At 65.7% G+C, this 25,540-nt stretch carries 28 protein-coding genes; 20 read left to right on the forward strand and 8 right to left on the reverse strand.

Annotated elements, in window-relative coordinates; genetic code table 11:
* Window positions 1-6: 6 nt before the first annotated feature.
* Window positions 7-924: a metallophosphoesterase gene (locus M1D93_RS15405; protein ID WP_461172344.1), complete on the reverse strand. Its 918-nt coding sequence runs from the start codon at window positions 922-924 to the stop codon at window positions 7-9.
* A gap of 330 nt (window positions 925-1,254) precedes the next feature.
* Here M1D93_RS15405 and M1D93_RS15410 point away from each other — a divergent pair, with 330 nt between their 5' ends.
* The 4 genes from M1D93_RS15410 (at window position 1,255) to ctaD (ending at window position 4,636) form a co-directional block, all read left to right on the forward strand.
* Window positions 1,255-1,512 carry a hypothetical protein gene (locus M1D93_RS15410; protein ID WP_461172345.1) on the forward strand — a complete coding sequence of 86 codons (258 nt, stop codon included), beginning with the start codon at window positions 1,255-1,257 and terminating at the stop codon, window positions 1,510-1,512.
* Window positions 1,513-1,558: 46 nt separating this feature from the next.
* A complete protein-coding gene (locus M1D93_RS15415; RefSeq protein ID WP_461172346.1) occupies window positions 1,559-1,783 on the forward strand; it encodes a hypothetical protein in 225 nt (74 codons plus the stop codon).
* Window positions 1,784-1,994: 211 nt separating this feature from the next.
* Complete coding sequence (ctaC, locus tag M1D93_RS15420) at window positions 1,995-2,882, forward strand: aa3-type cytochrome oxidase subunit II (RefSeq protein ID WP_461172347.1); 888 nt, start codon at window positions 1,995-1,997, stop codon at window positions 2,880-2,882.
* Window positions 2,882-4,636 (forward strand): aa3-type cytochrome oxidase subunit I, encoded by a 1,755-nt coding sequence (ctaD, locus tag M1D93_RS15425; RefSeq protein ID WP_461172348.1) that lies wholly within the window; start codon window positions 2,882-2,884, stop codon window positions 4,634-4,636. The genes ctaC and ctaD overlap by 1 nt, the downstream gene beginning before the upstream one ends.
* Before the next feature lie 173 nt (window positions 4,637-4,809).
* Here the strand turns inward: ctaD and M1D93_RS15430 are convergent, their stop codons facing one another.
* Both M1D93_RS15430 and M1D93_RS15435 read right to left on the reverse strand, forming a co-directional pair.
* Window positions 4,810-5,694 (reverse strand): manganese catalase, encoded by an 885-nt coding sequence (locus M1D93_RS15430; protein WP_461172349.1) that lies wholly within the window; start codon window positions 5,692-5,694, stop codon window positions 4,810-4,812.
* A 76-nt stretch (window positions 5,695-5,770) separates the two neighbouring features.
* Window positions 5,771-6,295, reverse strand: a complete 525-nt coding sequence (locus M1D93_RS15435) for a DUF2243 domain-containing protein (RefSeq protein WP_461172350.1) — start codon at window positions 6,293-6,295, stop codon at window positions 5,771-5,773.
* Between the two features lie 220 nt (window positions 6,296-6,515).
* On the opposite strand from M1D93_RS15435, the gene M1D93_RS15440 reads away from it, so the two are divergent.
* The 6 genes from M1D93_RS15440 (at window position 6,516) to M1D93_RS15465 (ending at window position 10,634) form a co-directional block, all read left to right on the forward strand.
* On the forward strand, window positions 6,516-7,664 hold the full coding sequence (locus M1D93_RS15440) for a zinc-dependent alcohol dehydrogenase (protein WP_461172351.1): 1,149 nt from the start codon (window positions 6,516-6,518) through the stop codon (window positions 7,662-7,664).
* Between the two features lie 13 nt (window positions 7,665-7,677).
* Complete coding sequence (locus M1D93_RS15445) at window positions 7,678-8,265, forward strand: hypothetical protein (RefSeq protein ID WP_461172352.1); 588 nt, start codon at window positions 7,678-7,680, stop codon at window positions 8,263-8,265.
* The gene (locus M1D93_RS15450; protein WP_461172353.1) at window positions 8,262-9,032 is read left to right on the forward strand and encodes an MBL fold metallo-hydrolase; all 771 of its coding nucleotides are present in this window, start codon (window positions 8,262-8,264) and stop codon (window positions 9,030-9,032) included. The genes M1D93_RS15445 and M1D93_RS15450 overlap by 4 nt, the downstream gene beginning before the upstream one ends.
* A 142-nt stretch (window positions 9,033-9,174) precedes the next feature.
* Window positions 9,175-9,399: a hypothetical protein gene (locus tag M1D93_RS15455; protein WP_461172354.1), complete on the forward strand. Its 225-nt coding sequence runs from the start codon at window positions 9,175-9,177 to the stop codon at window positions 9,397-9,399.
* A 78-nt stretch (window positions 9,400-9,477) separates the two neighbouring features.
* Window positions 9,478-10,266 (forward strand): GAF and ANTAR domain-containing protein, encoded by a 789-nt coding sequence (locus M1D93_RS15460; RefSeq protein WP_461172355.1) that lies wholly within the window; start codon window positions 9,478-9,480, stop codon window positions 10,264-10,266.
* Between the two features lie 104 nt (window positions 10,267-10,370).
* Complete coding sequence (locus tag M1D93_RS15465; RefSeq protein WP_461172356.1) at window positions 10,371-10,634, forward strand: GlsB/YeaQ/YmgE family stress response membrane protein; 264 nt, start codon at window positions 10,371-10,373, stop codon at window positions 10,632-10,634.
* Between the two features lie 27 nt (window positions 10,635-10,661).
* Here M1D93_RS15465 and nhaA read toward each other — a convergent pair whose 3' ends face one another.
* On the reverse strand, window positions 10,662-12,002 hold the full coding sequence (gene nhaA, locus M1D93_RS15470; RefSeq protein WP_461172357.1) for a Na+/H+ antiporter NhaA: 1,341 nt from the start codon (window positions 12,000-12,002) through the stop codon (window positions 10,662-10,664).
* A 239-nt stretch (window positions 12,003-12,241) separates the two neighbouring features.
* Between nhaA and M1D93_RS15475 the strand changes: the two genes are divergently transcribed.
* The 3 genes from M1D93_RS15475 to M1D93_RS15485 are packed head-to-tail and all read left to right on the forward strand — an operon-like array spanning window position 12,242 to window position 14,424.
* Entirely contained in the window at window positions 12,242-13,018 is a 777-nt protein-coding gene (locus tag M1D93_RS15475; protein ID WP_461172358.1) for a hypothetical protein, read from the forward strand.
* A gap of 24 nt (window positions 13,019-13,042) precedes the next feature.
* Window positions 13,043-13,744 carry a class F sortase gene (locus M1D93_RS15480; protein WP_461172359.1) on the forward strand — a complete coding sequence of 234 codons (702 nt, stop codon included), beginning with the start codon at window positions 13,043-13,045 and terminating at the stop codon, window positions 13,742-13,744.
* 47 nt (window positions 13,745-13,791) lie between these two features.
* Window positions 13,792-14,424: a hypothetical protein gene (locus M1D93_RS15485; RefSeq protein ID WP_461172360.1), complete on the forward strand. Its 633-nt coding sequence runs from the start codon at window positions 13,792-13,794 to the stop codon at window positions 14,422-14,424.
* Between the two features lie 33 nt (window positions 14,425-14,457).
* On the opposite strand, the gene M1D93_RS15490 is transcribed toward M1D93_RS15485, so the two are convergent.
* On the reverse strand, window positions 14,458-15,129 hold the full coding sequence (locus M1D93_RS15490) for a PAS and ANTAR domain-containing protein (protein ID WP_461172361.1): 672 nt from the start codon (window positions 15,127-15,129) through the stop codon (window positions 14,458-14,460).
* A gap of 290 nt (window positions 15,130-15,419) precedes the next feature.
* Here M1D93_RS15490 and M1D93_RS15495 point away from each other — a divergent pair, with 290 nt between their 5' ends.
* The 3 genes from M1D93_RS15495 to M1D93_RS15505 all read left to right on the forward strand — a co-directional run bounded on the left by M1D93_RS15495 (window position 15,420) and on the right by M1D93_RS15505 (window position 18,645).
* The gene (locus M1D93_RS15495; protein WP_461172362.1) at window positions 15,420-15,575 is read left to right on the forward strand and encodes a hypothetical protein; all 156 of its coding nucleotides are present in this window, start codon (window positions 15,420-15,422) and stop codon (window positions 15,573-15,575) included.
* 68 nt (window positions 15,576-15,643) lie between these two features.
* Window positions 15,644-17,812 (forward strand): heavy metal translocating P-type ATPase, encoded by a 2,169-nt coding sequence (locus M1D93_RS15500; RefSeq protein WP_461172363.1) that lies wholly within the window; start codon window positions 15,644-15,646, stop codon window positions 17,810-17,812.
* A 161-nt stretch (window positions 17,813-17,973) separates the two neighbouring features.
* Entirely contained in the window at window positions 17,974-18,645 is a 672-nt protein-coding gene (locus tag M1D93_RS15505) for a DUF305 domain-containing protein (RefSeq protein ID WP_461175036.1), read from the forward strand.
* Window positions 18,646-18,717: 72 nt separating this feature from the next.
* On the opposite strand, the gene M1D93_RS15510 is transcribed toward M1D93_RS15505, so the two are convergent.
* Window positions 18,718-19,938: an FAD-dependent oxidoreductase gene (locus tag M1D93_RS15510; protein WP_461172364.1), complete on the reverse strand. Its 1,221-nt coding sequence runs from the start codon at window positions 19,936-19,938 to the stop codon at window positions 18,718-18,720.
* A gap of 245 nt (window positions 19,939-20,183) precedes the next feature.
* On the opposite strand from M1D93_RS15510, the gene M1D93_RS15515 reads away from it, so the two are divergent.
* The 4 genes from M1D93_RS15515 to M1D93_RS15530 all read left to right on the forward strand — a co-directional run bounded on the left by M1D93_RS15515 (window position 20,184) and on the right by M1D93_RS15530 (window position 24,252).
* Window positions 20,184-20,846 carry an arsenate reductase/protein-tyrosine-phosphatase family protein gene (locus M1D93_RS15515; RefSeq protein WP_461172365.1) on the forward strand — a complete coding sequence of 221 codons (663 nt, stop codon included), beginning with the start codon at window positions 20,184-20,186 and terminating at the stop codon, window positions 20,844-20,846.
* Between the two features lie 356 nt (window positions 20,847-21,202).
* Window positions 21,203-22,315 (forward strand): LCP family protein, encoded by a 1,113-nt coding sequence (locus M1D93_RS15520; protein WP_461172366.1) that lies wholly within the window; start codon window positions 21,203-21,205, stop codon window positions 22,313-22,315.
* A 205-nt stretch (window positions 22,316-22,520) separates the two neighbouring features.
* Complete coding sequence (locus tag M1D93_RS15525) at window positions 22,521-23,297, forward strand: histidine phosphatase family protein (protein ID WP_461172367.1); 777 nt, start codon at window positions 22,521-22,523, stop codon at window positions 23,295-23,297.
* The gene (locus tag M1D93_RS15530; RefSeq protein WP_461172368.1) at window positions 23,275-24,252 is read left to right on the forward strand and encodes an NAD(P)H-hydrate dehydratase; all 978 of its coding nucleotides are present in this window, start codon (window positions 23,275-23,277) and stop codon (window positions 24,250-24,252) included. The genes M1D93_RS15525 and M1D93_RS15530 overlap by 23 nt, the downstream gene beginning before the upstream one ends.
* A gap of 178 nt (window positions 24,253-24,430) precedes the next feature.
* Here M1D93_RS15530 and M1D93_RS15535 read toward each other — a convergent pair whose 3' ends face one another.
* Both M1D93_RS15535 and M1D93_RS15540 read right to left on the reverse strand, forming a co-directional pair.
* Window positions 24,431-24,853 carry an Hsp20/alpha crystallin family protein gene (locus M1D93_RS15535; protein ID WP_461172369.1) on the reverse strand — a complete coding sequence of 141 codons (423 nt, stop codon included), beginning with the start codon at window positions 24,851-24,853 and terminating at the stop codon, window positions 24,431-24,433.
* Between the two features lie 231 nt (window positions 24,854-25,084).
* Window positions 25,085-25,267, reverse strand: coding sequence for a hypothetical protein (locus M1D93_RS15540; protein ID WP_461172370.1), 183 nt, complete (start codon window positions 25,265-25,267; stop codon window positions 25,085-25,087).
* Between the last annotated feature and the right edge of the window lie 273 nt (window positions 25,268-25,540).

Raw genomic sequence — 25,540 nt, forward strand, 5'->3', positions numbered from 1 at the left:
CGCGGCCTAAGGGCGGCCGCAGGGGGTGCCTCCCGCGTTTTCGGTGGCGGATGGGATGACGATGGAAGCGGCCTGGAGCCGCTGCCGGGTTTCCTCGGCAGTGATGTAGGAATTCATCCGGGGGTACTGGCCCACCGGGACCACTGCCGAGACGAAGGTGCGGTTGTGGATGCGGATCAGGTTGAACGACCGGGCGCCGTCCAGGCCCTGCATGGCCCCCGCGGGCAGTGCCAGGTCCTGGTTATAGCTGGTGGAGGACGCCACCGATACCGGGATGCTGGCGAACGTCGAAAAGACGCTGTGATGGGTGTGGCCGGAGAGGATACCGATGACGTCGCTGCCCTCCAGCACCTGGGCCAGGCTCTCCTGGTTCCGCAGCTCCGAAAGTACCGCGAGTTCCTGGACCGGAGGCACAGGGGGGTGGTGGATCACCAGGAGCGTGCCGTCGTCGGCCCTTGTCGCCAGTTCCCCCGCGAGCCAGCGCAGCTGCTCATCGCTGATCTCACCGTGGTGGTAGCCGGGGGTGGAGGAGTCCAGGACCAGAACCCGGAGATTGCCCAGGTAGTAGACACGGTCCACCGGAAGGGTCCGCGGCTCCTCGTCAAGGAGCATCTTTTGGAAGTTGATACGTTCGTCGTGGTTGCCCATGGCCCAGATGAGTTGCGCGCCCATGCGCCCGGCGTAGGCCTGGCAGGTGGTCCGCAGCCGCCGGTAGGCTTCCAGGCTCCCCTTGTCCGTCAGGTCGCCGGAGAAAATAATGGCTTCCGGTTTCAGCCCGCTGGCCTCGATGGCATCAAGAACTTCGACCAGCCCCGTTTGCGGATCCAGCTCGCCGTACAGCAGCCCCTCTTCCACAAAGTGCGGGTCGCTCACGTGGACCAGCACATGGTTGGGGTTGGAGTACTCGGACCGGGTCAGGTGCATGGGAGCCTTTCAGCTGTTCCCGCCGGGCGCAGCCCAATCGGGAAGGTTCGCTGACGGTCGCTGCATGCCGTCGAAAGAAGAACATAATAAGCACCCTTACGAATTATTGGGAAGACTTGTATTTTGTTACGGCGGTGTGCTGACCTTCCCAGGCCCCTCCCTTCAGGCTTCAGACGGCGGCGGGCAGGCTGTACTTCCCCGCCCACCGCGGGTAAATTCAGGAGTGTGACGGGCGTTACCCCCGTCCTCCCCGGCCCCGACTGCAGGGGTTCAGGAAGCTGCTGCTGGAGCCACCCGGCGGCACATGATGCAGAACCGGATTGAGCCACCATGCCGTCCTCACACATTCAGCAGTTCCTTGACGAAGCCACCGTTCCCGACCCTTCGTCCGAACACCCCCTGCGACCCGACTGCCTTTACGGGCTCTATGTCAGCTGGGCAGCGCTGCACGGTTTCCGGGCCAAATCCGACCAGGCCTTCAGGGCCGGGATGCGCCGTTGCGGTGTTGACGTGAACAACTGCCGCCTGTACATGACGGGCCCTGCCGCTGCCGACTACATCCTCGCCAGCTACCCCGACGTCGCCTGACGCCCAGCCGGACAGCGCCGCGCTAAACGACGCCAAGGGGACAGTCATGGGATTCGAGCCGCACGAGCCGGAGCAGCGCAGCCGGCTCAACCACACGCTGAAGGAAGCGGACATCACCGTTGGCGAGCTCTGGCTGCGGTACTTCGGCATGAGCGGCACCGCCGGTGAATACGAGGTCCAGGCCTACGTGGAGGGACTGATCTCGCTGCCCGCCCTCCAGCGTGACCTGCTGGCCATGGCAGCCAGCGAAATTATCAGCGAGGACGCCTGATGCGGCGCCGGCGGCGGCAGTCCCCGCCGCCGTCGGCCTTCCCGGCCGCCCTGGTTCCGGCGTTCGCAGGACGGTTCCCGGCACGGTCTACAACCTCTTCCCATTCGGCTCCTTCCCGCGCTAGTGTGGGCACAAACCCGCTGGCCATGTGCCATGGGTCATTGGGCTCATGCAGAGGGCCTCTGGGCATTTTCCGGAGGAGAACCGCGCTGTGAGCAGCACTGGAAGAAACACCTTTAGATGGCGGCGGGCTGCCGCCTTACTGACGATTCCGGCCCTGCTGGCGTTGACCTCCTGTTCTGCCGAGGTCCAGCGGGGCTGGCTGCCCGGCGAACGGGACACGACGGACCACACTCCCCTGGTCACTGATCTGTGGGTGAATTCCTGGATCGCTGCTCTGGTGATCGGCGTGATCACCTGGGGGCTTATCCTGTGGTGCATCATCGCCTACCGCCGCAAGAAGGATACGGTCGGGTTTCCGCGGCAGATGAGCTACAACCTCCCGCTGGAGGTCTTTTACCTTTCTGTACCGCTCATGATCGTTGGGGTCCTGTTCGTCTTTACCGACCGCGAGCAGCGCGCCATGGACGACCGGTTCGAGGACCCTGACGTGGTGATCGACGTCCGCGGCAAACAGTGGGCGTGGGACTTCAACTACGTCAAGGAGGACGTCCATGAAGATCCGGGCGTTCAGGCCCACCTGGACGGCAACTGGGGTACGCCGGACCGGCTGCCCACCCTGTACCTGCCGGTAGGCAAGAAGGTGGAACTGCAGCTGAACTCCCGCGATGTCCAGCATTCCTTCTGGGTGGTGGAGTTCATGCAGAAACGCGATATGTACCCCGGCGAAAACCAGTACAACCGGTTCATCGACATCATTCCCAGCCGCACCGGTGAGTTCACCGGCAAATGCGCTGAACTCTGCGGTGAATACCACTCCGAGATGCTCTTCAAGGTCCGCGTAGTGACCGAGCAGGAATACAACACCCACATCGCCGACCTCCGGGCCAAGGGCAACACCGGCATCCGCGGCGATGAGTACGACCGGAATCCGGAACGACCAGCCCTGGAGCAGGCACAACAAAGGACGGAACCGTAATGACCACCACCCGCCAGAACATGGGCACAACGTCGGCAACCGCCGCACCTTCGGTGGTCAAGCGCCCCAAGGGCAGCATCGTGGTCAGCTGGATCACGTCCACGGACCACAAGACCATCGGGTACATGTACCTGATTTCCTCGTTTGTTTTCTTCTTGCTTGCCGGCGTGATGGCGCTGCTCATCCGCGCCGAATTGTACGAACCAGGCATGCAGATCCTGCAGACCAAAGAGCAGTACAACCAGCTGTTCACGATGCACGGCACCATGATGCTGCTGATGTTCGCCACCCCGCTCTTCGCCGGCTTCACCAACGTGATCATGCCGCTGCAAATCGGTGCGCCCGATGTCGCGTTCCCGCGGCTGAACGCGCTGGCGTTCTGGTTCTTCCTGTTCGGCTCCAGCATCGCGGTGTCCGGCTTCATCACCCCGCAGGGCGCCGCGTCCTTCGGCTGGTTCGCCTACACCCCGCTGTCCAACACCACCTTCACGCCCGGCCTCGGCGGCGACCTCTGGGTGTTCGGCCTGGCGCTGTCCGGCTTCGGCACCATCCTGGGTGCCGTCAACTTCATTACCACCATCATCTGCATGCGCGCCCCCGGCCTCACCATGTGGCGGATGCCCATCTTCACGTGGAACGCCCTGGTCACGTCCATCCTGGTGCTGATGGCGTTCCCGCCACTGGCCGCCGCGCTTTTTGCCCTGGGAGCGGACCGGAAGTTCGGCGCCCATATCTATGATCCGGCCAATGGCGGTGCCATCCTGTGGCAGCACCTGTTCTGGTTCTTCGGCCACCCCGAGGTGTACATCATCGCGCTGCCGTTCTTCGGCATCGTCTCCGAGATATTCCCGGTCTTCAGCCGCAAACCCCTGTTCGGCTACAAGGGCATCGTGTACGCCACGATCGCCATTGCTGCCCTGTCCGTGACCGTGTGGGCCCACCACATGTACGTCACGGGTGCGGTGCTGCTGCCGTTCTTCGCGTTTATGACCATGCTCATCGCGGTTCCCACCGGCGTGAAGTTCTTCAACTGGATCGGCACCATGTGGGGCGGCTCGCTGACGTTCGAGACGCCCATGCTGTGGAGCCTGGGCTTCCTGATCACGTTCCTCTTCGGCGGCCTCACCGGCATCATCCTGGCGTCCCCGCCGCTGGACTTCCACGTCTCCGACACCTACTTCGTGGTGGCGCACTTCCACTACGTGGTGTTCGGCACCGTGGTGTTTGCCATGTTCGCCGGCTTCTACTTCTGGTGGCCCAAGTTCACCGGGACCATGCTCAACGAACGGCTGGGCAAGATCCACTTCTGGATGCTCTTCCTGGGCTTCCACGGCACCTTCCTCATCCAGCACTGGCTCGGTGTTGAGGGCATGCCCCGCCGCTACGCCGACTACATGCCGGAAGATGAATTCACCTGGATGAACCAGTTCTCCACCCTCGGCTCCTACCTGCTGGGCGCCTCGATGATCCCCTTCCTGTGGAACGTCTACCTCACGTGGCGGACCGGCAAGAAGGTCACCGTGGATGATCCGTGGGGCTTCGGTGCCTCGCTCGAATGGGCCACGTCCTGCCCGCCGCCGCGGCACAACTTCACCTCCCTGCCCCGGATCCGCTCGGAAAGGCCGGCCCTGGACCTGCACCACCCGGAGCTGAGCGTCCGCGAGCATGCGCCCGCTGACAGCCCGGCCGCCGACATTTTGGGCGCTGCGGATATCGGCCCGCGCGACGTCAAGGATCCGGACCCCAACAAATAGGCACACCCTTCGAAGCCCCTGCCGCCCGGTTTTTCTCCGGGACTTTCCGGCAGGGGCTTCGTGCTGCCATGTCGACACGATAATTACCCTGCGACACACCAAAATGCTGGCGCACCCGGAATACGGGTGCGCCAGCGTTTTTGCGCGTCGCGGATCGCTGTGCGCGTCGCCAGCTACTCCTTCTTGAGCTTGTCCTGGATGGTTCCCGCAGCCTTCTCCATCATGTTCGGCAGCTCGGTGGTGCCGTAGAAGCGGGAATCCGGGTGCGTGGGCGGTGGCATGGGGACGCCGGCCGGCGGTTCTGAAACGTAGGTGAACTCGCCCAGGCCGTCCGGTGTGGGGCCCTTGGCCCACGAACCCTCCGCTGCGGCCTGGCCGTCGGAGAAGTTCCGGTACTCGTAGGCGACGTCCCGCATTTCCTTGTTGATGGGAAAGTTGCTCGGCACGGGGAAGTTTTCCTTGCCCTCTTCCTGCAGTTCCTTGGCCGCAGCGATCCACTGGTTCTGGTGCATGGTGTCCCGGGCAAGCAGGAAAGACAGCATGTCCCGGATGCCGTGGTCATCGGTCATGTGGTACAGCCGGGCCACCTGGAGCCGGCCCTGCATTTCCGCGTTGGCGTTGGCCCAGAAGTCGGCGAGGAGGTTGCCGCTGGCGGTGATGTAGCTGCCCTGCCAAGGATTTCCGTTGCTGTCAACGGGCCGGACGCCGGCGCCGGCCACGATGGCGGACTGGACATCGGTTCCGCCCACGATCGCCGCAACGGTGGGATCGGCCTGCACGGCGTCTTCGGTGATGCCCAGGGGTGCCTTCTCCAGCAGCTGGGCAATCATGGTGGCCAGCATCTCCACGTGGCCGAATTCCTCAGCTCCAATGCCGAACAGCATGTCCCGGTATTTCCCGGGCATATGGGCGTTCCAGGCCTGAAACGAGTACTGCATGGCGACGGTGATTTCTCCGTACTGCCCGCCCAGGACTTCCTGCAGTTTCCGCGCGTAGACGGCGTCCGGCTTATCCGGCGTCGCCTTGTATTGAAGTTCCTGCTTGTGAAAGAAAACCATGAGTATGTCCTCTCGAGCTCACATCGGGGTTGGTGGAACTGACGTGTTCCGGCAGCCGATTTAATCAGCATGCTTACTATCCTGCGTCAGATGTGCCGCTTTTTCCAGACGTTCGGCTACCCCGAAACAGAAGCCAGCCTGCCGCGGCCAGCACCACGCTGACCGACAGGAAGCCCAGGTCCCACGCCAGCGGGCCGCCCAGGTCGTCACGGACATGGTGGATCTGCAGAAGCTGGTGGTTGACCAGGCCCTCGACGATGTTGAAGGCTCCCCAGCCGCACAGGACCAGGCCGGTATGGAGACTCCAGTTGCCAGAGAGCCGCCCCTGCCGGCGGGCGCGGACGGTGAGGACAGCCGCGGCCACCACAAGCACCCACATGGCGCTGTGGAACAGGCCATCGGCCAGGGTGTTCAGTTCCAGGCCGGCCACGGTTTTGGTGTTGCCGCTTTCGGTGTGGCTGAGCATGTGGTGCCATTGCAGCAGCTGGTGCAGGACGATGCCGTCCACAAACCCGCCGATCCCCATGCCGAACAGGAAGGCCGGCGCCTTGGCAGGCACGCCGGTTGCCTTCACCGGCGGTGTTCGGGTTTCCCGTGACACTGTTCGCTCCCCCTTCGTCGGTGCGCCCTTCACCTTCTCCCCTACCCGCCGTCGGACGCCCTAAGCATCCTTCGCCCCCGCTCCGGCGCCGGCGCAGCGACCCTTGACCAGCTCCCGCCCGAAGTGGAAACGTGGGGCACGCGGTGCGCCTCAAGCAGCGGGGGTTGGTTCCTGCACAAGACGGAACTGCGCCGCCAAACCAACAAGCAAGGCGGCAGACATGCGAGCAATGGTGTACCGCGGCCCGTACAAAGTCCGGGTCGAAAAAAAGGACATCCCGAAGATCGAGCACCCCAACGACGCAATTGTGCGGGTGACCACCGGGGCCATTTGCGGCTCCGACCTGCATCTCTATCACGGCATGATGCCCGACACCCGGGTGGGGATGACGTTCGGCCACGAGTTCGTGGGGATGGTGCATGAGGTTGGCCCCTCGGTGCAGAACCTGGCTGTCGGGGACCGGGTGATGGTTCCCTTCAACGTGTACTGCGGGTCCTGCTACTTCTGCTCCCGCGGCCTGTTCTCGAACTGCCACAACGTGAACCCGAACGCGACGGCGGTGGGCGGCATCTACGGCTACTCCCACACCTGCGGAGGTTACGACGGCGGCCAGGCGGAGTTTGTGCGCGTGCCGTTCGCCGACGTGGGACCGGCCAAAATACCTGACTGGATGGACGAGGAGGACGCCGTCCTGCTCACCGATGCGCTTCCCACGGGTTACTTCGGCGCCCAGCTGGGCGACATCGTGGAAGGCGACACCGTGGTGGTGTTCGGCGCCGGGCCGGTGGGCTTGTTCGCCGCAAAGTCGTCGTGGCTGATGGGCGCAGGCCGGGTGATCGTGATCGACCACCTGGAATACCGGCTCGAAAAAGCCCGCACCTTTGCCCACGCCGAAACATACAACTTCGCGGAGTACGACGACATTGTGGTGCACCTGAAGAAAGCCACCGACTACCTGGGCGCCGACGTCGTCATTGACGCGGTGGGAGCCGAGGCGGACGGCAACTTCCTCCAGCACGTCACCAGCAGCAAACTGAAACTCCAGGGCGGCTCGCCCGTAGCCCTCAACTGGGCCATCGACGCGGTGCGCAAAGGCGGGACCGTGTCCGTGGTGGGCGCCTACGGCCCGATCTTCAGTGCCGTGAAGTTCGGCGACGCCGTGAACAAGGGACTGACGCTGCGAATGAACCAGTGCCCGGTCAAACGGCAGTGGCCGCGGTTGTTCGAACACATCCGGAACGGGTACCTGAAGCCCAGCGACATCGTCACCCACCGGATCCCGCTGGAACACATCGCCGAGGGGTACCACATCTTCTCAGCGAAGCTAGATGACTGCATCAAGCCCCTCATTATTTCCACCCCGGCCTGAAAGGAAGAGCATCATGGCTGAGATACCAACGCCTTACACCGCCGGCAAGCCTGCCCTGAAGGAATCCGTGGAGGACCTCCGCGCCCGCATTCCAGGATGGGGAGTGGACCTGGACCCGGCCGACAGGCCCTCCTTCCCCCGTGAGCAACCCGGGATCGAAACCGGCGCGCACTGGGACTTCCCGGAACGCCAGCCCGAGAAATGGCCCCGGGAGCGGTCCGTCGAGCACGCCTTCCTTCCCCCCGTTTTCGGCACCTCCACCCCTCCCAAGGGCGCCTCGGGGGCCATCCGGAAGTACGCCTACAAGTACAGCGAGGGCCGGGCCGCGCACTGGCTGCTGCTCGTCGCCGCGGACCGCGTGGACGCCTGGGAAAGCCACCTGCGCTCCCTCGCCACCATGCGGCCGGACAACCCGTTGACCGAGACCGGGGTGCTCAGCGAGTTCTCCCGCCACGGGGTGGGCTCCCGGTTCGGGAAAAAGCGCGCCGACGTCAACCACCAGTGGATCGATCCCCTGCTGGTCGGCGGGCCATGGGTCCTGGCCGGCCTGGGCGGCGTCGTGGCAGTACGGGCGCTTCGGCGGGCGGCGGGGCGGAGATGACGCAGGCCACCTCGGGCAGGGCGTCGTTCACAACGGTGGCGGACGGCGTCCACTGCATCTCCGAAGCCTTCGTTAATTTCTACCTGGTGGAGAGCCCGGACGGACTGACGCTGGTGGACTCCGGACTGCCGGCCATGTGGAAGACTCTGGAGGAATCGGTGCGGGGCCTCGGGCACGCCGTGGGCGACATCAAGGCAGTGGTGCTCACCCACGCGCACTTCGACCACCTGGGCCTGGCGCACCGGCTGCACGCGGATTTCAAGGTGCCCGTGTGGGTGCATGGCGGTGATTCCTTCATCGCCCGCCACCCCTACCGGTACCAGCACGAGAAGTCCCGCTTCGTCTTTGCGCTGGCCCATCCCGGCGGCCTGCCCGTGCTGGCCCGGATGACCAGGGCGGGCGCCTTGCGGGTGAAGGGCGTTGACGACCTGACGCTGTTCCCTGCCGGGTCCGCTGCACTGCCGGTGCCGGGGTCGCCGGAGGTCGTGTTCTCCCCCGGCCACACCGCCGGGCACTGCGGGCTGTATCTCCGGGACCGGGATGTGCTGTTCAGCGGTGACGCCCTGGTGACGCTCGATCCGTACTCGGGACGGAGGGGTCCGCGCATCGTGGCGGGAGCCGCCACCATGGACAGCCGGCAGAACCTGGACACCCTCACCCAGCTGGCGCGGACCGGCGCTTCCCTGGTCCTGCCCGGCCACGGCGAACCCTGGACAGGGGGCATCGGGGAGGCGGTGGAAGCAGCCCGGCGCGAAGCGGCCTCCTGATCCCGCTGTGCGTCAGCCCGGCGTCGTGCTTCCTGGTCCCTCCCGCCCCAAAGGTCACAGAAAAAACACCCTGTTGAAACATTTCAGCAACCTGGCCACGGCAAGCTGTTCTTACGGGGATCAACAGCAGGAGGCACGCATCATGGAGGCACCGAAAGTAATGACGGCCCAGCTACGCATCGGCGACCAGATCGAAGCGTGGCACAACGGCAAGCTCTTCCACCGGGGGCGGGTGACCGACGTCGTACCCGCCCTGGAACTGTTCTGGATCCTGGACGCGAGGACCGGCACGCGGAAGCTGCTGGATCCGGAGGCGCTGGAAATCCGGCACGCAGAGGAACAGGTTAAGCCCCTGGCCACCGCCTGAGCGTGGCCACTTTCGGCGCGGGGGCCGGACACAGTAACCTCGGAATCCGAAAGAGGTTTTCGGTGAAGGAGGCCGGGGTTGAGCCAGGGTCAGCCGTACAGCAACTCGGAGGACAGCGGAGAGCAGTGGAGTTCCGCTGAAGAACGCGGACTGCAGGAACTCGTCCTCAACAGCGTGGACGTCAGCTCGTTCCTCAAGGAACTAGCCGTCCTCACGGCGTCCACGCTGTCCACGGAGTGGAATCAGATCCACTGCGGCGTGACGGTGGAACGGCACAGGAAACCCACCGTCGCGGCAAGCAGCGACCACCTTGCCCGCTCCCTGGATGAACTCCAGAACGGATTCGAGGACGGCCCCTGCCTCACTGCCCTGCGGCGGCAGGAAACCATCCTGGTCCAGGACGTGGGCTCGGACCAGCGGTGGCCCGAATACCTGGGGACAGCAAGGGAGCGGGGCATTGGCCTGATCCTGGCCGTCCCGCTGCACCTTTCCGGCGAGGCCGAAGCGGTGGTTAACCTCTACGCCGCGAAACCGGGAAGCCTGACCCTTCTGGACATCGCCACCGCGCAGAACTTCGTGGCCAACGCGTCAAAGTCGCTGAAACTGGCGCTGAAGCTGGGCGCCCTGCGTGACACCAGCGATGACCTGGCTGCTGCCATGAGATCCCGGGCAATGATTGACATGGCCGTGGGCGTGATCATGGCGCAGAAGCGCTGTACCCATGATGAAGCCATTCATGAGCTCACAAGCTCGTCCACCGCCCGGCACACCAGGCTCCGTGAAACTGCCGCCTTAGTTGTCGGGGCCATCAGCGGCAGGGGTGCGGCCGGGGCCGGGGACAACCTCCGAATGGTTTTGGAGGCGTAGGAACAGGCGGCTTGCCCGCTCGCTGTGCATAGAATGAAGCCAATGCGGCACCACCGCGGCAGTCCGGGCGTCACTTGCCCGCTACCACCACGAAGGAGCACATCATGATTGGATTCATCGTCGCCGGCCTGATCATCGGCGCACTGGCCCGCCTCATCAAGCCGGGCAAGCAAAACCTGGGTTTGCTCGCAACCCTCCTGCTGGGCCTGGTGGGCTCGGTGATCGGCGGAGTGGTCGCTTCCCTCCTGGGCACCGGCGACATCTTCGAGCTGAACTTCCTGGGCTTCATCGTTGCTGTCATCGCCTCCGTGCTCCTGGTGGGCACCGCCGAAGCTGTTGCGGGACGCCGCCGGTCCGTGCGCCGCTAAAGCTCGGGATAAACCCCGGGCTGGCTTTTAGGACCTTTCCTGGTACACGTCCGGGATGCCGTCCCGGTCCGTGTCCACTTTCTCGGCTTCCTCAGCGGCGCGGTACTGGCGGTTCCTGGTCCGGAGCACAACCGTGGCCAACAGCGCAGCCAGCAGGGAAGCGGCGAGGATTCCCACCTTGGCGTGGTCATCCTGCAGGCTTCCCTGCCCGAAGCTGAGCTCGGCCACCAGCAGGGAGACGGTGAACCCGATGCCGGCCAGGACTGAGACCCCGAAGACGTCGATCCACTTGAACGACTTGTCCAACTCTGCCCTGCTGGTCTTCGTCAGGAGCCAGGTGGTGCCCATGATGCCGATCGGCTTCCCGAGCACCAGCGCCACAATGATGCCCAGCGCCACCGGATCCGCCAGTGCAGAGCCCAGTCCTTCCCAGCCGCCAACAGCCACGCCTGCGGAGAAGAAGGCGAAGATGGGAACAGCCACGCCTGCCGAGATGGGCCGGAAGCGGTGCTCAAAAATCTCCGCCAGGCCCGGTCCCGCTTCCGGGCCGCCGGCCGCCTGCGAGCGGAGCACGGGGATGGCGAAGCCCAGCAGCACGCCGGCCACTGTGGCGTGAATGCCGGAGGCATGGACGAGCGCCCACGTGACGACGCCGAGCGGCAGCAGGATGACCCAGGCCGCCGGAGCCTTCAGGCCGAAGAAGAAACGGAATTTATGCGCCAGGAATGCGTAGATAGCCAGCGGGATAAGGGCCAGGAGCAATGGCATGACGTGCAGGTCGCTGGTGTAGAAGAAGGCGATGATGCTAATGGCGATGAGGTCGTCAACCACGGCCAGGGTTAGCAGGAAGATCCGCAGCGCGCTGGGCAGGTGCGACCCAATGATGGCCAGGACTGCAACTGCGAAGGCGATGTCCGTGGCTGTTGGGATGGCCCAGCCGCGCAGCGTCTCCGGGCTGGTGAGGTTGATGGCCACGTAGATCAGGGCCGGGACCACCACGCCGCCCGCTGCAGCAGTCACAGGGACGATCGATTTGCTGATCTGCCGCAGGTCCCCCGCCACGAACTCCCGTTTGAGCTCCAGGCCCACCAGGAAGAAGAAGATCGCCAGCAGCCCGTCCGCCGCCCAGGCACCCAAGCTGAGTTCAAGGTGCCAGGGCTCGTAGCCCACCTTGTAGTCCCGGAGTGCGAAGTAGCTGTCCGAGGCGGGCGAATTCGCCCAGACCAGGGCGATGAGCGCAGCGGCCACCAGCAGCGCCCCGCCCACGGTTTCCTTGCGCAGGATCTCCCCGATCCGCAGGGATTCGGCATAGCTGCCCCGTCCGAAGATGGTGGAACGGGTGCGGTTGGGTGGGGGCGTCTGGCTCATGAAGCGTCCTCAAATCCGGGTCGACAAAATCATGCCGACCAGACTTCCCGGCGCACCTTCGATCCATGTTACAGGCCGCGCATGGCGCGGACGTCCGGCTTGGGGGCAGGATCAGGCCAGGGAGTAGGGCCTTTGTGGTCCAATTCACTCTGTTCCCATCCGAAACAGGATCAGCTCCGAAGTACCTGTGTCCCTCAGCTGGGACACCAACGTCACTTGTATGAGGAGACTGCTTTCTGATGAACAAGACACTCCGCTTTATGGCTGTTCCCACCCTCGCTTTGGGCGCCCTTGCCCTTTCCGGCGCCCCCGCCATGGCCCATGATGGGGCCGACCACTACCAGTCCACCCTGAGCCAGCTCAACGGCAGCGCCGGTTCGGGCACCATCACTGTTGATGTCACGGGCAACCAGGCCCATGTTGTCCTGAATGTTTCCGGCATGCCGGCCACCTTCATGGACGCCCCGTACCCGCACGTCCAGCACATCCATGGCGGAGCACAGGGCGTCTGCCCGGCCCCGTCCGCGGATAAGGACGGCGACCAGGTCATCTCCACCACCGAGGGTGCCCCGTCCTACGGCGGCATTGTGACGACTCTCTCCACCAGCGGCGACACCAGCCCCGCAGCAGGTCTTGACCTGAAGGTGGGCGGCCAGGGCGCCGCTTACACCGTTGACCGCACGTTCGAGCTGAACCCGGAGACCAAGGCGGCCCTGGCAGCAGGCACCGCAGTGGTGGTGGTTCACGGGCTTGACCCCGCCACCCTCAGCGCAGCGGGCCAGGCCGCGAAGAGCGACCTTGCACCGACCCTTCCGCTGGCTGCCACCTCCCCTGCCCTGTGCGGAACCCTGGCAGCCGGACAGATGAAGATGCCCGCAGGCGGCGCTGACACCGGCATTGCGCAGGAAACCGGCACTGACACCGACGCCCTCGCCATTGGCAGCGGCCTGGCGCTGGTCGCCCTCGCCGGCGGCGCCTACGTTGTACGCCGCCGCAGCGCCGCAGCAGCAGCCTAAGCACCGGCGTACTGGATCACCACTGTGATTATCACGAATTCCGGCCGCCGCGGGGGTTACTTCGCCTCCACGGCGGCCGGGCTTCTGCTCGCCTTAACCTTGAGTGGTTGCGGCGGCGGCACCGGAACCTCCGACGCCGGCTCCCTGCCTTCCGCCTCCCCCACACCGGCCGCGTCGGCTGCCTCTGCCCCACCCGGTTCAGCAGCGCCGGCGCCTTCCGCGGCGGGCACCGCTGCCGCGCCTCCTGCTGGTGCAGAACCGGCGGTCCTGCCCCGGTCCGAGCCGGTGACACTGGAAATCCCGGCCATCGGCGTCCGGACCGAACTCCTCAGTCTTGGTTTGCGGGAAAACGGCTCGCTTGAGGTACCCCACGACGACGGCAACGGGGCCCCCGCCAGCTGGTACAACGGCTCCCCCACCCCCGGGGAACGCGGACCCTCCGTCATGCTGGGCCACGTGAACTCACCCAACGGACGCGGAGGCGTCTTCGCGGACCTCCGCAAGCTTGCTCCCGGGATGGAGATAGCCGTTTCCCGCGCTGACGGCAGCACCGCCGTGTTCACCGTTGACCGCGGCGCGCTCTACAGCAAGAACGGGTTCCCCACTCTCGAGGTCTACGGAAACACTGCAGGATCCGAACTGCGCCTCATAACCTGCGACGGCTACGATCCCGCCACCGGCCTCTTCGACGACAACTACGTGATCTACGCAAAACTCAAAGCCTGACCGGCGGCCGTGAATCCCCGAAGGGGCGCGGCCAGGATGGAAGAGCCATGAAGAACCACACTCCCCCGCTGGCCTCGCTGGCGCTCTCGGCCCTGCTGCTCTCCGGCTGCGCAGCAGCGGTGGGGTCCGTGGGAGCGGTTCCCGCACCGCCGTCGAACGCTGCTTCCGCTGCCTCGTCCCCGACGGCGGGACACGGCGGCGGGCATCACGACGGCGGCGCCGCCTCCCCCCGCGCCTCCGCTGAAAGGCCCAGCGAAGCCGCGAAGATGGTGTGCGGGGACCAGCCGATAGACAGGCTCACGTCCATCCTCGATCTGAAGCAGGACCCCCACACCGTGAACAGCTGGGCCGACAGCACGTTCACCTGCATCTACCACCTGGACGAAGGCGCGCTGGAGATTTCCGTGAAGCAAGCCGCGAACCAGGCCACAGCGCTGAACTACTTCGACGCCATGCAGGCACTCGCCGTGGACGCCAAGCCGATCGAGGGCCTGGCGAACCTGGGGTTTCCGGCGTATGAAACCGGGGACGGGTCAGCGGTGTTCCAGAAGGACAGCTTCGTGCTGCAGGTGGACGCCTCGGACCTGCCCGGAACCCTGGGACCGGACCTCATCACCCGGAACGCCCTGGCCTACCAGCTGTCCACCACCATCCTGGCCTGCTGGGTGGAGCACCACTAGGACGAATCAGCCGGCGCCAATCAGCTGGCGCTATCAGCTGGCGCGGCGGCGGGTTGCCGGCCGCCTGCCGTCCTGCTGGATTGCCCGCACGGCATCGGGCAGATAGCCGCGCGTCTCCTCCGAGTTGGCCAGTTGCACCAGTTCGGCAGCTACCACCACCAGCTTGACGTTGCGGTGGCTGCTGGTGCTGACCAGCATCTGGAAGGCGTCGTCGGAACCCATTCCCAGCTGGCCCATCAAGATCCCCCGGGCCTGGTCGATGACACTGCGGGTGGACGTGGCGCCGGCCACCGCTTCCCGGGCTGTCTGCTCCGTTTCACGCTGGAGCGTGGAGGTCAGGTCCACCATGACGCCCTCGAGGGAGGTCACTTGCCCCTCCGCGTTCATGATTGCGTCCCCGGATGTCAGTACCCGCCTGGTCCGTCCGCGGGCATCGATGATCCGGTGGTACATGCAGAAGTAGCCGCCGGTCCTGCAGACCTGGGCCATGATTTCCTCGCACCGCGGCCTGTCCTCAGGATGTTTGTGCGAATACAGCAGCTCCAGGGTGGGGACCACTTCGCCGCGCTGGTAACCGTGCAGTTCGAACATCCCGTCCGACCACTCAAGCTTCCAGCCGTCCAGCTCCGCGTGGAATGTGCCCGCCACGCATTGGTTGTCGCCCAACGCACTTGAGTACGTGTAGGGGCCGCTGAGTTCAGCCACAGCCACCTCCGGCCTTTCTTTCCACCCGTCCCCCAGGACGTCCTGGCGTCGTTGCCAGTTCTTCCAAGTATGTCGGGAAACTGCCACCGGCGACAGGGCACAGAGCCCCCTTGCGTTTGAGCGCATGGGCGAGGGGAGAGCTCAGACCCCTTGACTTTGATACCCCCCGGGGGTATATTTCAAGTGTTGTCAGTGAAGTGGTATGTCCCGGCCGGTGCTGCAGCGCACCGCCTTTCACAGCCGTTCAACCCCAGCGCCCATCGATCCTTCATCAAGGAATGGAAACTGACATGTTCACCATCGGAAACCGCACCGAACTCCCACTGGCAGCCACGGCCGGCTGGAGCTGTTGCCCGCCCGCCGCCCCTGCACCCGAGGTGGCAGACGCCGTCGAACGTCCCGACGCCGGCACCCCCTCCCCGACGCCCCATCACTTTTCGCACTGATTCGGCGATCCCTTTTCACTTTTCCGCCGGGCGAAAACCCGGCCGGCGCAGCCTCCAAGGAGGACCCAATGCAGGACCATCAGCACCAGCACCAGCACCACACGCACCATCACGACGGCGAGAACCGGGCAAGCGGCACCCTCACCACAGCGGGGGCTGCTGCGGCCCCGGCTGGCCACGAACACCACGGCACCCGTCGTCCAGCTGCCCACAACGACCAGCACGACGATGACCATGCTGTGCACACGCATGGACAGCACGCCGGACACAGCACGGCCATGTTCAAAAACAGGTTCTGGCTCACGCTGGCGCTGTCCATTCCCGTGGTCTACTTCAGCCCGATGGTGGGCCACCTCCTGGGCTACATGGCCCCGATGTTCCCGGGCTCAGCGTGGATCCCGCCTGTCCTCGGCACGGTGATCTTCCTATACGGCGGCCAGCCCTTCCTCAAGGGCGGCCTGCAGGAGCTGAAGGACCGCCGGCCCGGCATGATGCTCCTGATCGCCATGGCCATCACCGTCGCGTTCCTCGCCTCCTGGGTCACCAGCCTTGGCCTGGGCGGCTTCGACCTGGACTTCTGGTGGGAGCTCGCGCTGCTGGTGGCCATCATGCTGCTGGGGCACTGGATCGAGATGCGGGCGCTGGGATCCGCGCAGGGTGCCCTGGATGCCCTCGCCGCGCTGCTGCCCGACGAGGCGGAACGCATCACGGCCAGCGGAACCGAAACCGTGCCCGTCTCCGCACTCCAGCCCGCCGACCTTGTCCTGGTTCGCTCCGGCGCCCGGATGCCGGCCGACGGAACGGTGGTTGAAGGGCAGGCCGAATTCGACGAATCGATGATCACCGGCGAGTCCAAGACCGTCCTGCGGGGCGTTGGAGACACCGTGGTGGCAGGAACAGTGGCCACGGACAACAGCGTGCGGGTCCGGGTGGATGCGGTGGGCGACGATACAGCCCTTGCCGGCATTCAGCGGCTGGTGGCCGAAGCGCAGGCATCCTCGTCCCGAGCCCAGGCACTCGCTGACCGCGCGGCAGCCTTCCTGTTCTACTTCGCGGCGGGCGCAGGCGTTATCACCTTCATCGTGTGGACACTCCTGGGCAGCGTCCCCGAAGCCGTGACCCGCACCGTCACCGTCCTGGTCATCGCCTGCCCGCACGCCCTGGGCCTGGCCATCCCCCTGGTGATCGCCATCTCCACTGAGCAGGCTGCCCGCGCCGGCGTCCTGATCAAGAACCGGATGGCGCTGGAGCGGATGCGCACCATCGATGTGGTCCTCTTCGACAAGACCGGCACCCTTACCACCGGCGAGCCCGAGCTGAAGGACGTGGCCGCGGCAGCCGGTGTGGAAACCGATGAGCTGCTGGCCCTGGCCGCGGCCGTCGAGTCCGACAGTGAACACCCTGTGGCCCGGGCCATCGTCCGGGCAGCCCGCGAGCGCAACCTGCCGCTGCCTGCTGTTTCCGGCTTCAGCTCACTGACCGGCCGCGGCGTGCGCGCTTCCGTGGACGGACGCACCGTGCACGTAGGCGGGCCGGCGCTCCTTCGGGAGCTTGGCGCCGTCGTACCTGCTGCCCTGGCCGTCACGACGCGCGGCTGGATGGACCGCGGCGCGGCCGTCCTGCACGTGGTCGACGACGGCCGGGTGCTTGGGGCGGTCAGCCTCGAGGACGCGGTGCGGGCAGAGTCGCGCCAGGCGGTAGCTGCCCTGCAGCGGCGCGGCGTCAAGGTGGGCATGATCACCGGCGATGCCCGGCAGGTGGCCCAGTCCGTGGCTGCCGACCTGAACATTGACGAGGTGTTCGCCGAAGTCCTGCCGGCGGACAAGGACAAGAAGGTGGCGGAGCTGCAGGCCCGGGGCCTGAAGGTGGCCATGGTGGGCGACGGCGTCAACGACTCGCCGGCACTTGCCCGGGCCGAGGTAGGCATCGCGATTGGTGCCGGCACCGATGTGGCCATGGAATCGGCCGGTGTGGTCCTGGCCGGAAACGACCCGCGCGCGGTGCTGTCGATGGTGGACCTGTCGAGGGCGAGCTACCGCAAGATGTGGCAGAACCTGGTGTGGGCCACCGGCTACAACATCCTGTCCGTGCCGCTGGCCGCGGGTGTGCTTGCTTTCGCCGGAGTGGTGCTCTCCCCGGCCGCCGGCGCCGTGCTGATGTCCGTGTCCACCATCGTCGTGGCTTTGAACGCGCAACTGCTCCGGCGGGTGCGCCTCAACCCGTCCGAGGTACGTTGAATAAACGCTCTGTCACTTAACGTGGCCCAAAGCCCAACGCTCCATCACCTACCGCAACCCAAACCGGAACGCTCCATCACCTACCGCAACCCAAACCGGAACGCCCCATCACCTACCGCAACCAAAACCCAAACGCTTTTTCGTATCCACCAGAAGGACCCATTGCCATGAAGATCAGCACCTTCGCCGTCGCCGCAGTCCTCGCCGCTTCTGTTGGCCTGGCCGGCTGCGCCGCCGGCAGCGGAACCTCCGGCGGCAACAGTACCCACGGCACGAATCACAGCAGCCCGAGCGCCATGTCCAGCACGATGCCGGACGCCATGTCCAGCACGATGCCGGACGCCATGTCCAGCACGATGCCGGACGCCAACGCCGACCATAACCAGGCCGACATCACGTTCGCGCAGATGATGATTCCCCACCATGCGCAGGCGGTGGAGATGAGCGACATCGTTCTGGCCAAAACGGACCTGCCCGCGGAAGTCACCGCGCTGGCCACCAGGATCAAGGAAGCCCAGGCGCCGGAGATCGAAGCCATGACCAAGTGGATTAAGGACTGGAACATGCCCGCGGCGGTGTCAGACCACTCCCAGCACGGGATGTCCGGCATGGTGGACGCCGAAGGCATCGACAAACTCAAGGCGGCCCAGGGCGCCGAGGCGGCCAGGCTCTTCATGGAGCAGATGACCGGGCATCACGAGGGCGCCGTGGAGATGGCCCAGCAGGAGATCAGTGCGGGCAAGTACCCCGAAGCAATCCAGTTGGCGCGCGACATCGTCACGGCCCAGGAAACGGAAATCGCCGAGATGAAGCAGCTCCTGGCCGGGCTCTGACCTCCCCGCTCGGCGCTCTCTCACCTATCGCACGACGGGTGGGAGGGCGCCTCAGCTTGGGGCACGCTGCGGTCAAGGGCCGCCACTTTTCACGTGTTCGGGAAGGATTCCTACCCCGACCAGACGTGCCGTGAGGCGGCGCAGCAGTGGTGAAGCGGCCCGGAGAAGCAGGACGAACCACCGCGGCGCAACGCGGCTTCCCTTGGTTGCCCTGAAAAGTACTTTGTGTCCGTTGCGCTGTAGCAGTTGCATGACCTTCACCGGCCGCTCCCGACGCCGTTGCACCGCCGCGAGCTTCCCGACCGGCGCCGTTCCATGAGCCAGGTCATCGGCCAGTGCGTTGGACAACGCGACGGCGTCCTGAATGGCGAAGTTCACTCCGACACCGAACATCGGGGACATCGCATGGGCAGCGTCACCAATCGCGATGAAGCCGGGAAGGTACCAGCGCCGCAGTCGGTTGATTTGGACGGAGAGGAGCTTGATCTGGTCCCAGTCCGTCAGAGTGGCGACGACGGGGCGCAGGACCGGCGCTGCGTCGCTGATGCGCTTTTGAAGGCCGTCAAGCCCTGTCCCCCGAAGCTCGTCGAAGCCGCCCTTTTTGATGACCATGCCCGACTGGTATTTATCGCCCCGGTCGATGGTGAGGACCATCCCCTGCGCAGATATGTACCCAAGGGTTGCGGGGGGAGGGTCCGGCGGCTGGGGCAGGTTGAACCACAGCACGTCGATGGGCACGCCGAAGTTGTCTGGAGTGAGCCCTGCAGCGGTACGCAAGGCGGAGCTGCGTCCGTCGGCAGCAACGGTGAGCGGCGCACGGATTTCCAGCCCGACATCGGACGTTACCGCCCGCACGCCACGCACCTGATCCTGTTCCAGGATGAGGCCGTTCACTTCGGTGAGCATGCGCAGCTCGAAGTTGGGGAAGGCCGCGGCTTCGGCGGCGAGGAAGTTCAGGAAGTCCCATTGAGGCGCCAGGACGAGGAAGTTGTCAGGGCCCGGGAGCGTGCCGAAGTCGACCAAGGTGAGACGCTGGCTGTCGAGCACGACGTCCATGGTGGGCAACCGTGTCAGGGGCAGTTGCAGGAACTTTTCGCGCAGCCCGAGCTCACCGAGCAGGGTCACGGTGGACGGATGCACCGTGTCGCCCCGAAAGTCGCGCAGAAAGTCGCCGTGTTTCTCCAGCACGGTCACGCGCAAGCCTTTGCGGGCGAGCAGGTAACCGAGCACCATCCCTGCCGGGCCGCCGCCGGCGATCACGCAGTCCCGTTCGATAACGCGTTCCACAGTCATATCATCGTGCCCCTTTGCGGAAGCTGATAGAGCGTTGGGGAAAAAGCTGCGGAAGCTGATAGAGCGTTCGGGGAAAAACCTGCGGAAGCTGATAGAGCGTTCCGGAAAAAGCTGCGGAAGGTGATAGAGCGTTCGGGAAAAAGCTGCGCAAGCTGGTAGAGCGTGCGGGGTGGGGCGCCCGCCGTCGGAGCGTTGCGTGTTAAGTTGAAAAGCACGGACGCACCGGCTGGAAAGAGAAAGCTCCCTTGGACTCACCCGCACCAGTAAGAATCCTGACCGTTTGCACGGGCAACATCTGCCGGTCCCCCGTGGCTGAACGGCTCCTGCAGGCGGGGCTCAACCAGGTGCTGCCGGGCGGTTTCGAGCTGGCCAGCGCAGGGACCCGTGCCATGGTGGGCGACCCCATGCAGCCGATCTCCGCTGACATCGTGCGCACGTTCGGCGGCAATTCCGAGAACTTTGCCGCCCGCCAGCTGACGCCAAAGATCCTGCGCGGGGTGGACCTGGTGCTCACCATGACCTCCGGACACCGCGGCGACGTCCTGCAGCTGGATGCGTCGCTCCTCAAACGGACGTTTACCATCCGCGAATTCGCCCGCATGCTCGATGTCCTGGATCAGCGCGCTGCCGCGTCCGCGAGTGGGGAAACCGAGGCGGGAATGCGCGACGACGGCGATCCCCTGACAGCGAACCGCACCTTTTGGCTTGGCTTGCCGGCCCGGGCGGCGGCGGTGCGTCACCTGTCGCTGCCCGCAGACTCGGCCGAGAACGACATCATCGACCCCTTCCGCCGGGCGCCGGAGGTGTACCGGCAGATGGAGGACGAACTCGCGCCCGCCATCGTTTCCATCCTGCGCCACGCACGACTCAACGCTCCCGTTCGCGGGACGCGTGCCGGTTCGCTGTAGCGTTCCGGCGAACCCGGCACCTTTCCGGCGAACGCGACGACGGCACCCCCTGCCCAGCCAGCCTCGCCTGACCTGCCGGCCCCGCCTAACGATGCCTCCGCCGTCGTTCGGCCCCGCCCCGCCTGACCAAGCCCCCGCCGTCGTTCGGCCCCGCCCCGCCTGACCAAGCCTCCGCCGTCGTGGTTGCGGGAAACCCTGCGGGATTTCTGCGGCTTCCCCCGATGCATCGCGCTTCCGCCGTTGGTAATTTTTCGGGGACGGGCAGACGTCGCAGATGACAGTTTGGACACGTCTGTAGCCAGCGAGGACCTGGCAGGCGGACACTGATCCCAGCATCCACAATGAGGTGAGGCACAATGAGCACGCCAGGCGGTTCTGGTCCATCCGGTAGCAACCCCTCCCACCCCCATCCGCGTGGCCCCGGCGTGCTGGCGCACGGGCGGCGGCGTTGGATCGCGGCCCTGCTGGCACTCGTCTTTGTGGTGGTTGCCGCCGTCGCGGTCGTCAGCCTCAACCAAGCCGGCACGGAGGCGCAACCCGTGGCGGTGCAGAGCGAAACCCCCACGCCCACGCCTTCCGAGACACCGTCTGAAACTACTCCTCCTGCCCCGCCTCCCCCGCCGCCGCCTCCTCCACCCATTCCCGAGCACCCTGCCGTACCCATGAACGTGCTGGTAATCGGCAGCGACATGCGCGGCGTTGCGAAGGATGCGGCAGCACACACTGCCGCGACGGGGGAACCGATGGACCACCGGGGCGACACACTGATGGTGGTCCACGTTCCCGCCGACCGGCGAACACTCTATGTCGTCTCGATCAACCGGGACACGTGGGTGGACATCCCCGGCTTCGGCGGGGGGAAGATCAATGCCGGCCTGCAGTATGGGGGCATCGACATGCAAACCGCCGCCGTGCAATCGCTGCTGGGCATTACCATCGACCACACCCTGATGCTGGACTTCGGTGGTCTCAGGCATCTGATCGACGGGCTGGGCGGGATCGACGTCAACGTTCCCATCCCGTTCCAGTCCACGCACGATACCGGGCACGTTTTCGGCCCGGGTGTGAACCACCTGGACGGCCAGGCCGCGCTGGAATTCTCCCGGGAGCGGTACGCGTTCGTTGACGGCGACTTCCAGCGGGTCCGGAACCAGCAGATCCTGCTCCGCGCCATCCTTGCCCGGCTGACTGCCGGCGGCGCCCTCAATGACGTCAACGCCGTCCGCGGCCTGGTGGATTTCGCGTCCTGCTGCATCACCGTGGACAGGGGTTTTGACCCGGTGCAGGCAGCCATCCTGGCCTACAGCCTCCGCAACCTCGATCCGAACGCGATCGGCACCATGACCCTCCCGACGGCGGGTGCAGGATTCGTGGCCGGGCAGTCCGTGCTGTTCCCTGACTACGGTGCCATCAACGCCGTGGGTGCGGCGTTGCGGGATGGCCGGATCGCCGAGTTCGCCGTGCCGTAGGGCCGTGCCGTAGGGCGTTTCCGGCCTAGGAAAGATGCTGCGGGGCCGCGGCTCCTTGGTGACCCCGGCTTTGCCAGTGGAGCGGCGGGTGACCTGCCTCCCCTGGCGGTGCGCCGGCGTCGTCCGTTTACTTGCCCTGCCCCGTGGGTACGCCGCTGGTAATGTTCCTGCATTCGGCATTGGCATACGGACGGGGTGGTTCTTTGTGAAAGAGGACGGGCTGACTGAAGCGGTCCAGGAAGCCGGGGCGGTGGAATTGATCCTGATTCGCCACGGTGAGAGCGAAGGCAACGTGGCCGCAACGGATGCGCGGCTGGCGGGCGCCGAGGTCATCGAGGTGCCGGCCCGGGATGCTGACGTGAACCTGTCGGGCACCGGGCAGGAGCAGGCCAAAGCCTTGGGCGCGGCCTTGGCACGGATCGCCGAGGACCTGCGGCCGGATGCCGTGGTTTCTTCGCCCTACGCCCGTGCCCGCCAAACTGCTGAGATTGCGATTGAAGCTGCAGGCTGGCCCGTGAAAGTACGGACGGATGAGCGGCTGCGGGACCGTGAACTCGGCATTCTGGACCGGCTGACCCGCCGCGGCGTTGAGAACCGCTTCCCGGAGGAGGCGGAGCGCCGGGAGTGGCTGGGCAAGATGTACTACCGGCCGCCGGGCGGCGAATCCTGGGCTGATGTGGCGCTGCGGCTGCGGTCCGTCCTGGATGAACTGAACAACCTCAGCACAGGGCACCGGGTGATGCTGGTCTGCCACGACGCCGTGATCCTGCTGTTCCGGTACGTGCTGGAGGGCATGACGGAGCGGGAGATCCTGGATCTGGCGGCGAGCACATCAGTGCTGAATGCCTCCCTGACCCGCTACGTGCGCCCCTCGGGTGAGGGCCCCTGGACGTTGGAGAGTTTCAACGTGGCGGACCACCTCAGCGAGCATGGCGTCGCAGTCACCGAACACGCAGGAGATGCCAGTGTCCACCCAAAATGATTCCGGAACTGCCGCAATCTCCCCCACCCTGGTGACGCCGTCGCTGCTGCGCGACTGGCCGTTGCCGGCTCCGGGCGAGGACAAATACTCGCGGGGCTCGGTGCTGGTGATCGGCGGTGCGCGGGCCACGCCGGGCGCCGCACTGCTTGCCGGCACGGCTGCGCTGCGGGCCGGCGCCGGCAAGCTCACCCTTGCGGTGGCGGAATCCGTCGCCATGCACATCGGTGTCGCGCTCCCCGAGTGCGGGGCCATGGGATTGCCGGAAACCGCGGAGGGGTCCGTGACCGGCGAGGGCCTGGACCGGATTTCTTCATACCTCGACCGCGCCGATGCCATCCTTGTGGGCCCCGGCCTGGACAACCCGGACCTCGCCGAGGATCTCCTGCGCGCGCTGCTCGAGCGGGAAGCGGACGGCTCTGGTGGTTCGGGCTCCGGTGGGTCGGGCTCAGGTGGGGGAAATGCGGCCGGTGGTCCCGCCGTCGTGCTTGATGCCTATGCCCTGGGCGGCCTGGTGAAGGTGGCGGACCGGCTGGAACCTTGGCGGGGGCGGCTGATCCTGACGCCAAACCCCAAAGAGGCAGCTGTCCTGCTGGGCCGGGAGGTGGAGGACCTGACGGCGGATGTGGCTAAGATCGCCGACAAGTTCCAGGCCGTGGTGAGCTGCCAGGGCTTCATTGCGCGGCCCTCCGGCGACGATGCGCCGGAGGAATCCGAGCTCTGGCAGATGACCACCGGCTACGGCGGGCTGGGAACCTCGGGCAGCGGGGACGTCCTTGCCGGGGCGATCGCCGGCCTACGCGCAAGGGGAACCACCGGCGCGCAGGCGGCATGCTGGGGGACGCATCTCCATGCCGCAGCGGCGGACAGGCTTGCCAGCAGGATGGGCCCCCTTGGGTTCCTCGCCCGGGAACTGGCCGACGAACTGCCGGCGCTGATGTTGGAGCTGAATACCTGACTCCCCGGCAGTTAAGGCCGGGCATGGGATGACCCCCGGCCGAAGCCGGGGGCCACCGTATCGGGAAGCTCAGGCCTACCTGCCGATGCGCGAAATGCGCTGTGGCGTGCTCAGAATGGCTATCCGCCCCAAGAGGCAGTCAACAATCAATACCCGACGTCCCGATCCTTGTTGGCGACTAGGCGGAAATTTCCTGCTTTGCCCCCTTCGTCTCAATCTCGATCTTGCGCGGCTTGGCCTTTTCGGCGACGGGAATCCGCAGCGTCAGGACACCGGCGTCATACGAAGCCTTCACGTTGTCAGTGTCCAGGGTGTCCCCGAGGATCAGCTGGCGGCTGAACACGCCGCGCGGCCGCTCCGAGGCGATCAACTCGGTGTCCTTGCCGGCAGGTTCAGGACGCTCCACCCGCACCGTGAGGACATTCCGTTCCACATCCAGATCCACTGAATCCGCTGCGACGCCGGGCAGATCAAAGGCGACTACAAAGTCCTGGCCTTCGCGCCATGCGTCCATTGGCATCGCTGCCGGACGCGCTGCCGTGCCGAGGACCTGCTGGGCCAGCCTGTCCAGCTCGCGGAACGGATCGGTTCGCATCAACATGGCTTCCCTCCTCGTAAGAGACGGTCCAACATTTTTTTGGTACCAGCCGATCTGTATTGGCTGATATAGATTTTTTAGCACCGGACAGAGAGATCTGCAAGCGGTTTTGGGAAGATTTTTTGCTGCTCTTGGCGGTGCCGCGGGCAAGGCGAAGGGGCCCTCGCAGTGCGCAAAGGCCCCTTCGGTGTGCGGCGTTTCTGCTGTTCCAGCTGCCTGTTCTAGCTGCCTGTTCTAGCTGCGGGTGGGATCGGGACGAAGCGGTGCAGGACCCGGGTCCGGGACGGGCAGCGGCCCGGGAGGCGCCGGCGTCGGGAATGGATTCGGGCCGGGATGGCCGGGCTGGGCGGGATCAGGCTGGTCCGGGCCCGGTTCCGGCGGGAACGGCTCGGGCTCGTGCACTGGCGGGATGGTCATAAACTTCCCCTCTCACGCTGGGCGGATGTGCCATAGCGTGAACAGGATACGCCTGCCGCCGAAAGCCCACTAGGCTCCTACCTTCGCCGGTCCGTTGTTCGCTTTGGCTCTCAATGCAGCCGGTTGACCTTGAATCCTGCGGGAGGTGATGGCGGGTTGGTTGAATGAGTGCGGGAGGTGATGGCGCGTTGGCCGGATAGGCGCGGGAGGTGATGGCGCGTTGGTGAATTGGTGCGGAAGGTGATGGTGGGTTGGCCGAATTAGTGCGGGAGG

This window comes from Arthrobacter sp. Z1-9, assembly GCF_054792695.1.

Excerpts from the sequence above, each read along its gene's own strand:
- M1D93_RS15405 (WP_461172344.1), bottom strand. The coding sequence starts at position 924 with ATGCACCTGACCCGGTCCGAGTACTCCAACCCCAACCATGTGCTGGTC.
- M1D93_RS15410 (WP_461172345.1), top strand. The coding sequence starts at position 1,255 with ATGCCGTCCTCACACATTCAGCAGTTCCTTGACGAAGCCACCGTTCCC.
- M1D93_RS15415 (WP_461172346.1), top strand. The coding sequence starts at position 1,559 with ATGGGATTCGAGCCGCACGAGCCGGAGCAGCGCAGCCGGCTCAACCAC.
- ctaD (WP_461172348.1), top strand. The coding sequence starts at position 2,882 with ATGACCACCACCCGCCAGAACATGGGCACAACGTCGGCAACCGCCGCA.
- M1D93_RS15430 (WP_461172349.1), bottom strand. The coding sequence starts at position 5,694 with ATGGTTTTCTTTCACAAGCAGGAACTTCAATACAAGGCGACGCCGGAT.
- M1D93_RS15440 (WP_461172351.1), top strand. The coding sequence starts at position 6,516 with ATGCGAGCAATGGTGTACCGCGGCCCGTACAAAGTCCGGGTCGAAAAA.
- M1D93_RS15445 (WP_461172352.1), top strand. The coding sequence starts at position 7,678 with ATGGCTGAGATACCAACGCCTTACACCGCCGGCAAGCCTGCCCTGAAG.
- M1D93_RS15450 (WP_461172353.1), top strand. The coding sequence starts at position 8,262 with ATGACGCAGGCCACCTCGGGCAGGGCGTCGTTCACAACGGTGGCGGAC.
- M1D93_RS15455 (WP_461172354.1), top strand. The coding sequence starts at position 9,175 with ATGGAGGCACCGAAAGTAATGACGGCCCAGCTACGCATCGGCGACCAG.
- M1D93_RS15465 (WP_461172356.1), top strand. The coding sequence starts at position 10,371 with ATGATTGGATTCATCGTCGCCGGCCTGATCATCGGCGCACTGGCCCGC.
- nhaA (WP_461172357.1), bottom strand. The coding sequence starts at position 12,002 with ATGAGCCAGACGCCCCCACCCAACCGCACCCGTTCCACCATCTTCGGA.
- M1D93_RS15475 (WP_461172358.1), top strand. The coding sequence starts at position 12,242 with ATGAACAAGACACTCCGCTTTATGGCTGTTCCCACCCTCGCTTTGGGC.
- M1D93_RS15485 (WP_461172360.1), top strand. The coding sequence starts at position 13,792 with ATGAAGAACCACACTCCCCCGCTGGCCTCGCTGGCGCTCTCGGCCCTG.
- M1D93_RS15495 (WP_461172362.1), top strand. The coding sequence starts at position 15,420 with ATGTTCACCATCGGAAACCGCACCGAACTCCCACTGGCAGCCACGGCC.
- M1D93_RS15500 (WP_461172363.1), top strand. The coding sequence starts at position 15,644 with ATGCAGGACCATCAGCACCAGCACCAGCACCACACGCACCATCACGAC.
- M1D93_RS15510 (WP_461172364.1), bottom strand. The coding sequence starts at position 19,938 with ATGACTGTGGAACGCGTTATCGAACGGGACTGCGTGATCGCCGGCGGC.
- M1D93_RS15520 (WP_461172366.1), top strand. The coding sequence starts at position 21,203 with ATGAGCACGCCAGGCGGTTCTGGTCCATCCGGTAGCAACCCCTCCCAC.
- M1D93_RS15530 (WP_461172368.1), top strand. The coding sequence starts at position 23,275 with ATGCCAGTGTCCACCCAAAATGATTCCGGAACTGCCGCAATCTCCCCC.
- M1D93_RS15535 (WP_461172369.1), bottom strand. The coding sequence starts at position 24,853 with ATGTTGATGCGAACCGATCCGTTCCGCGAGCTGGACAGGCTGGCCCAG.
- M1D93_RS15540 (WP_461172370.1), bottom strand. The coding sequence starts at position 25,267 with ATGACCATCCCGCCAGTGCACGAGCCCGAGCCGTTCCCGCCGGAACCG.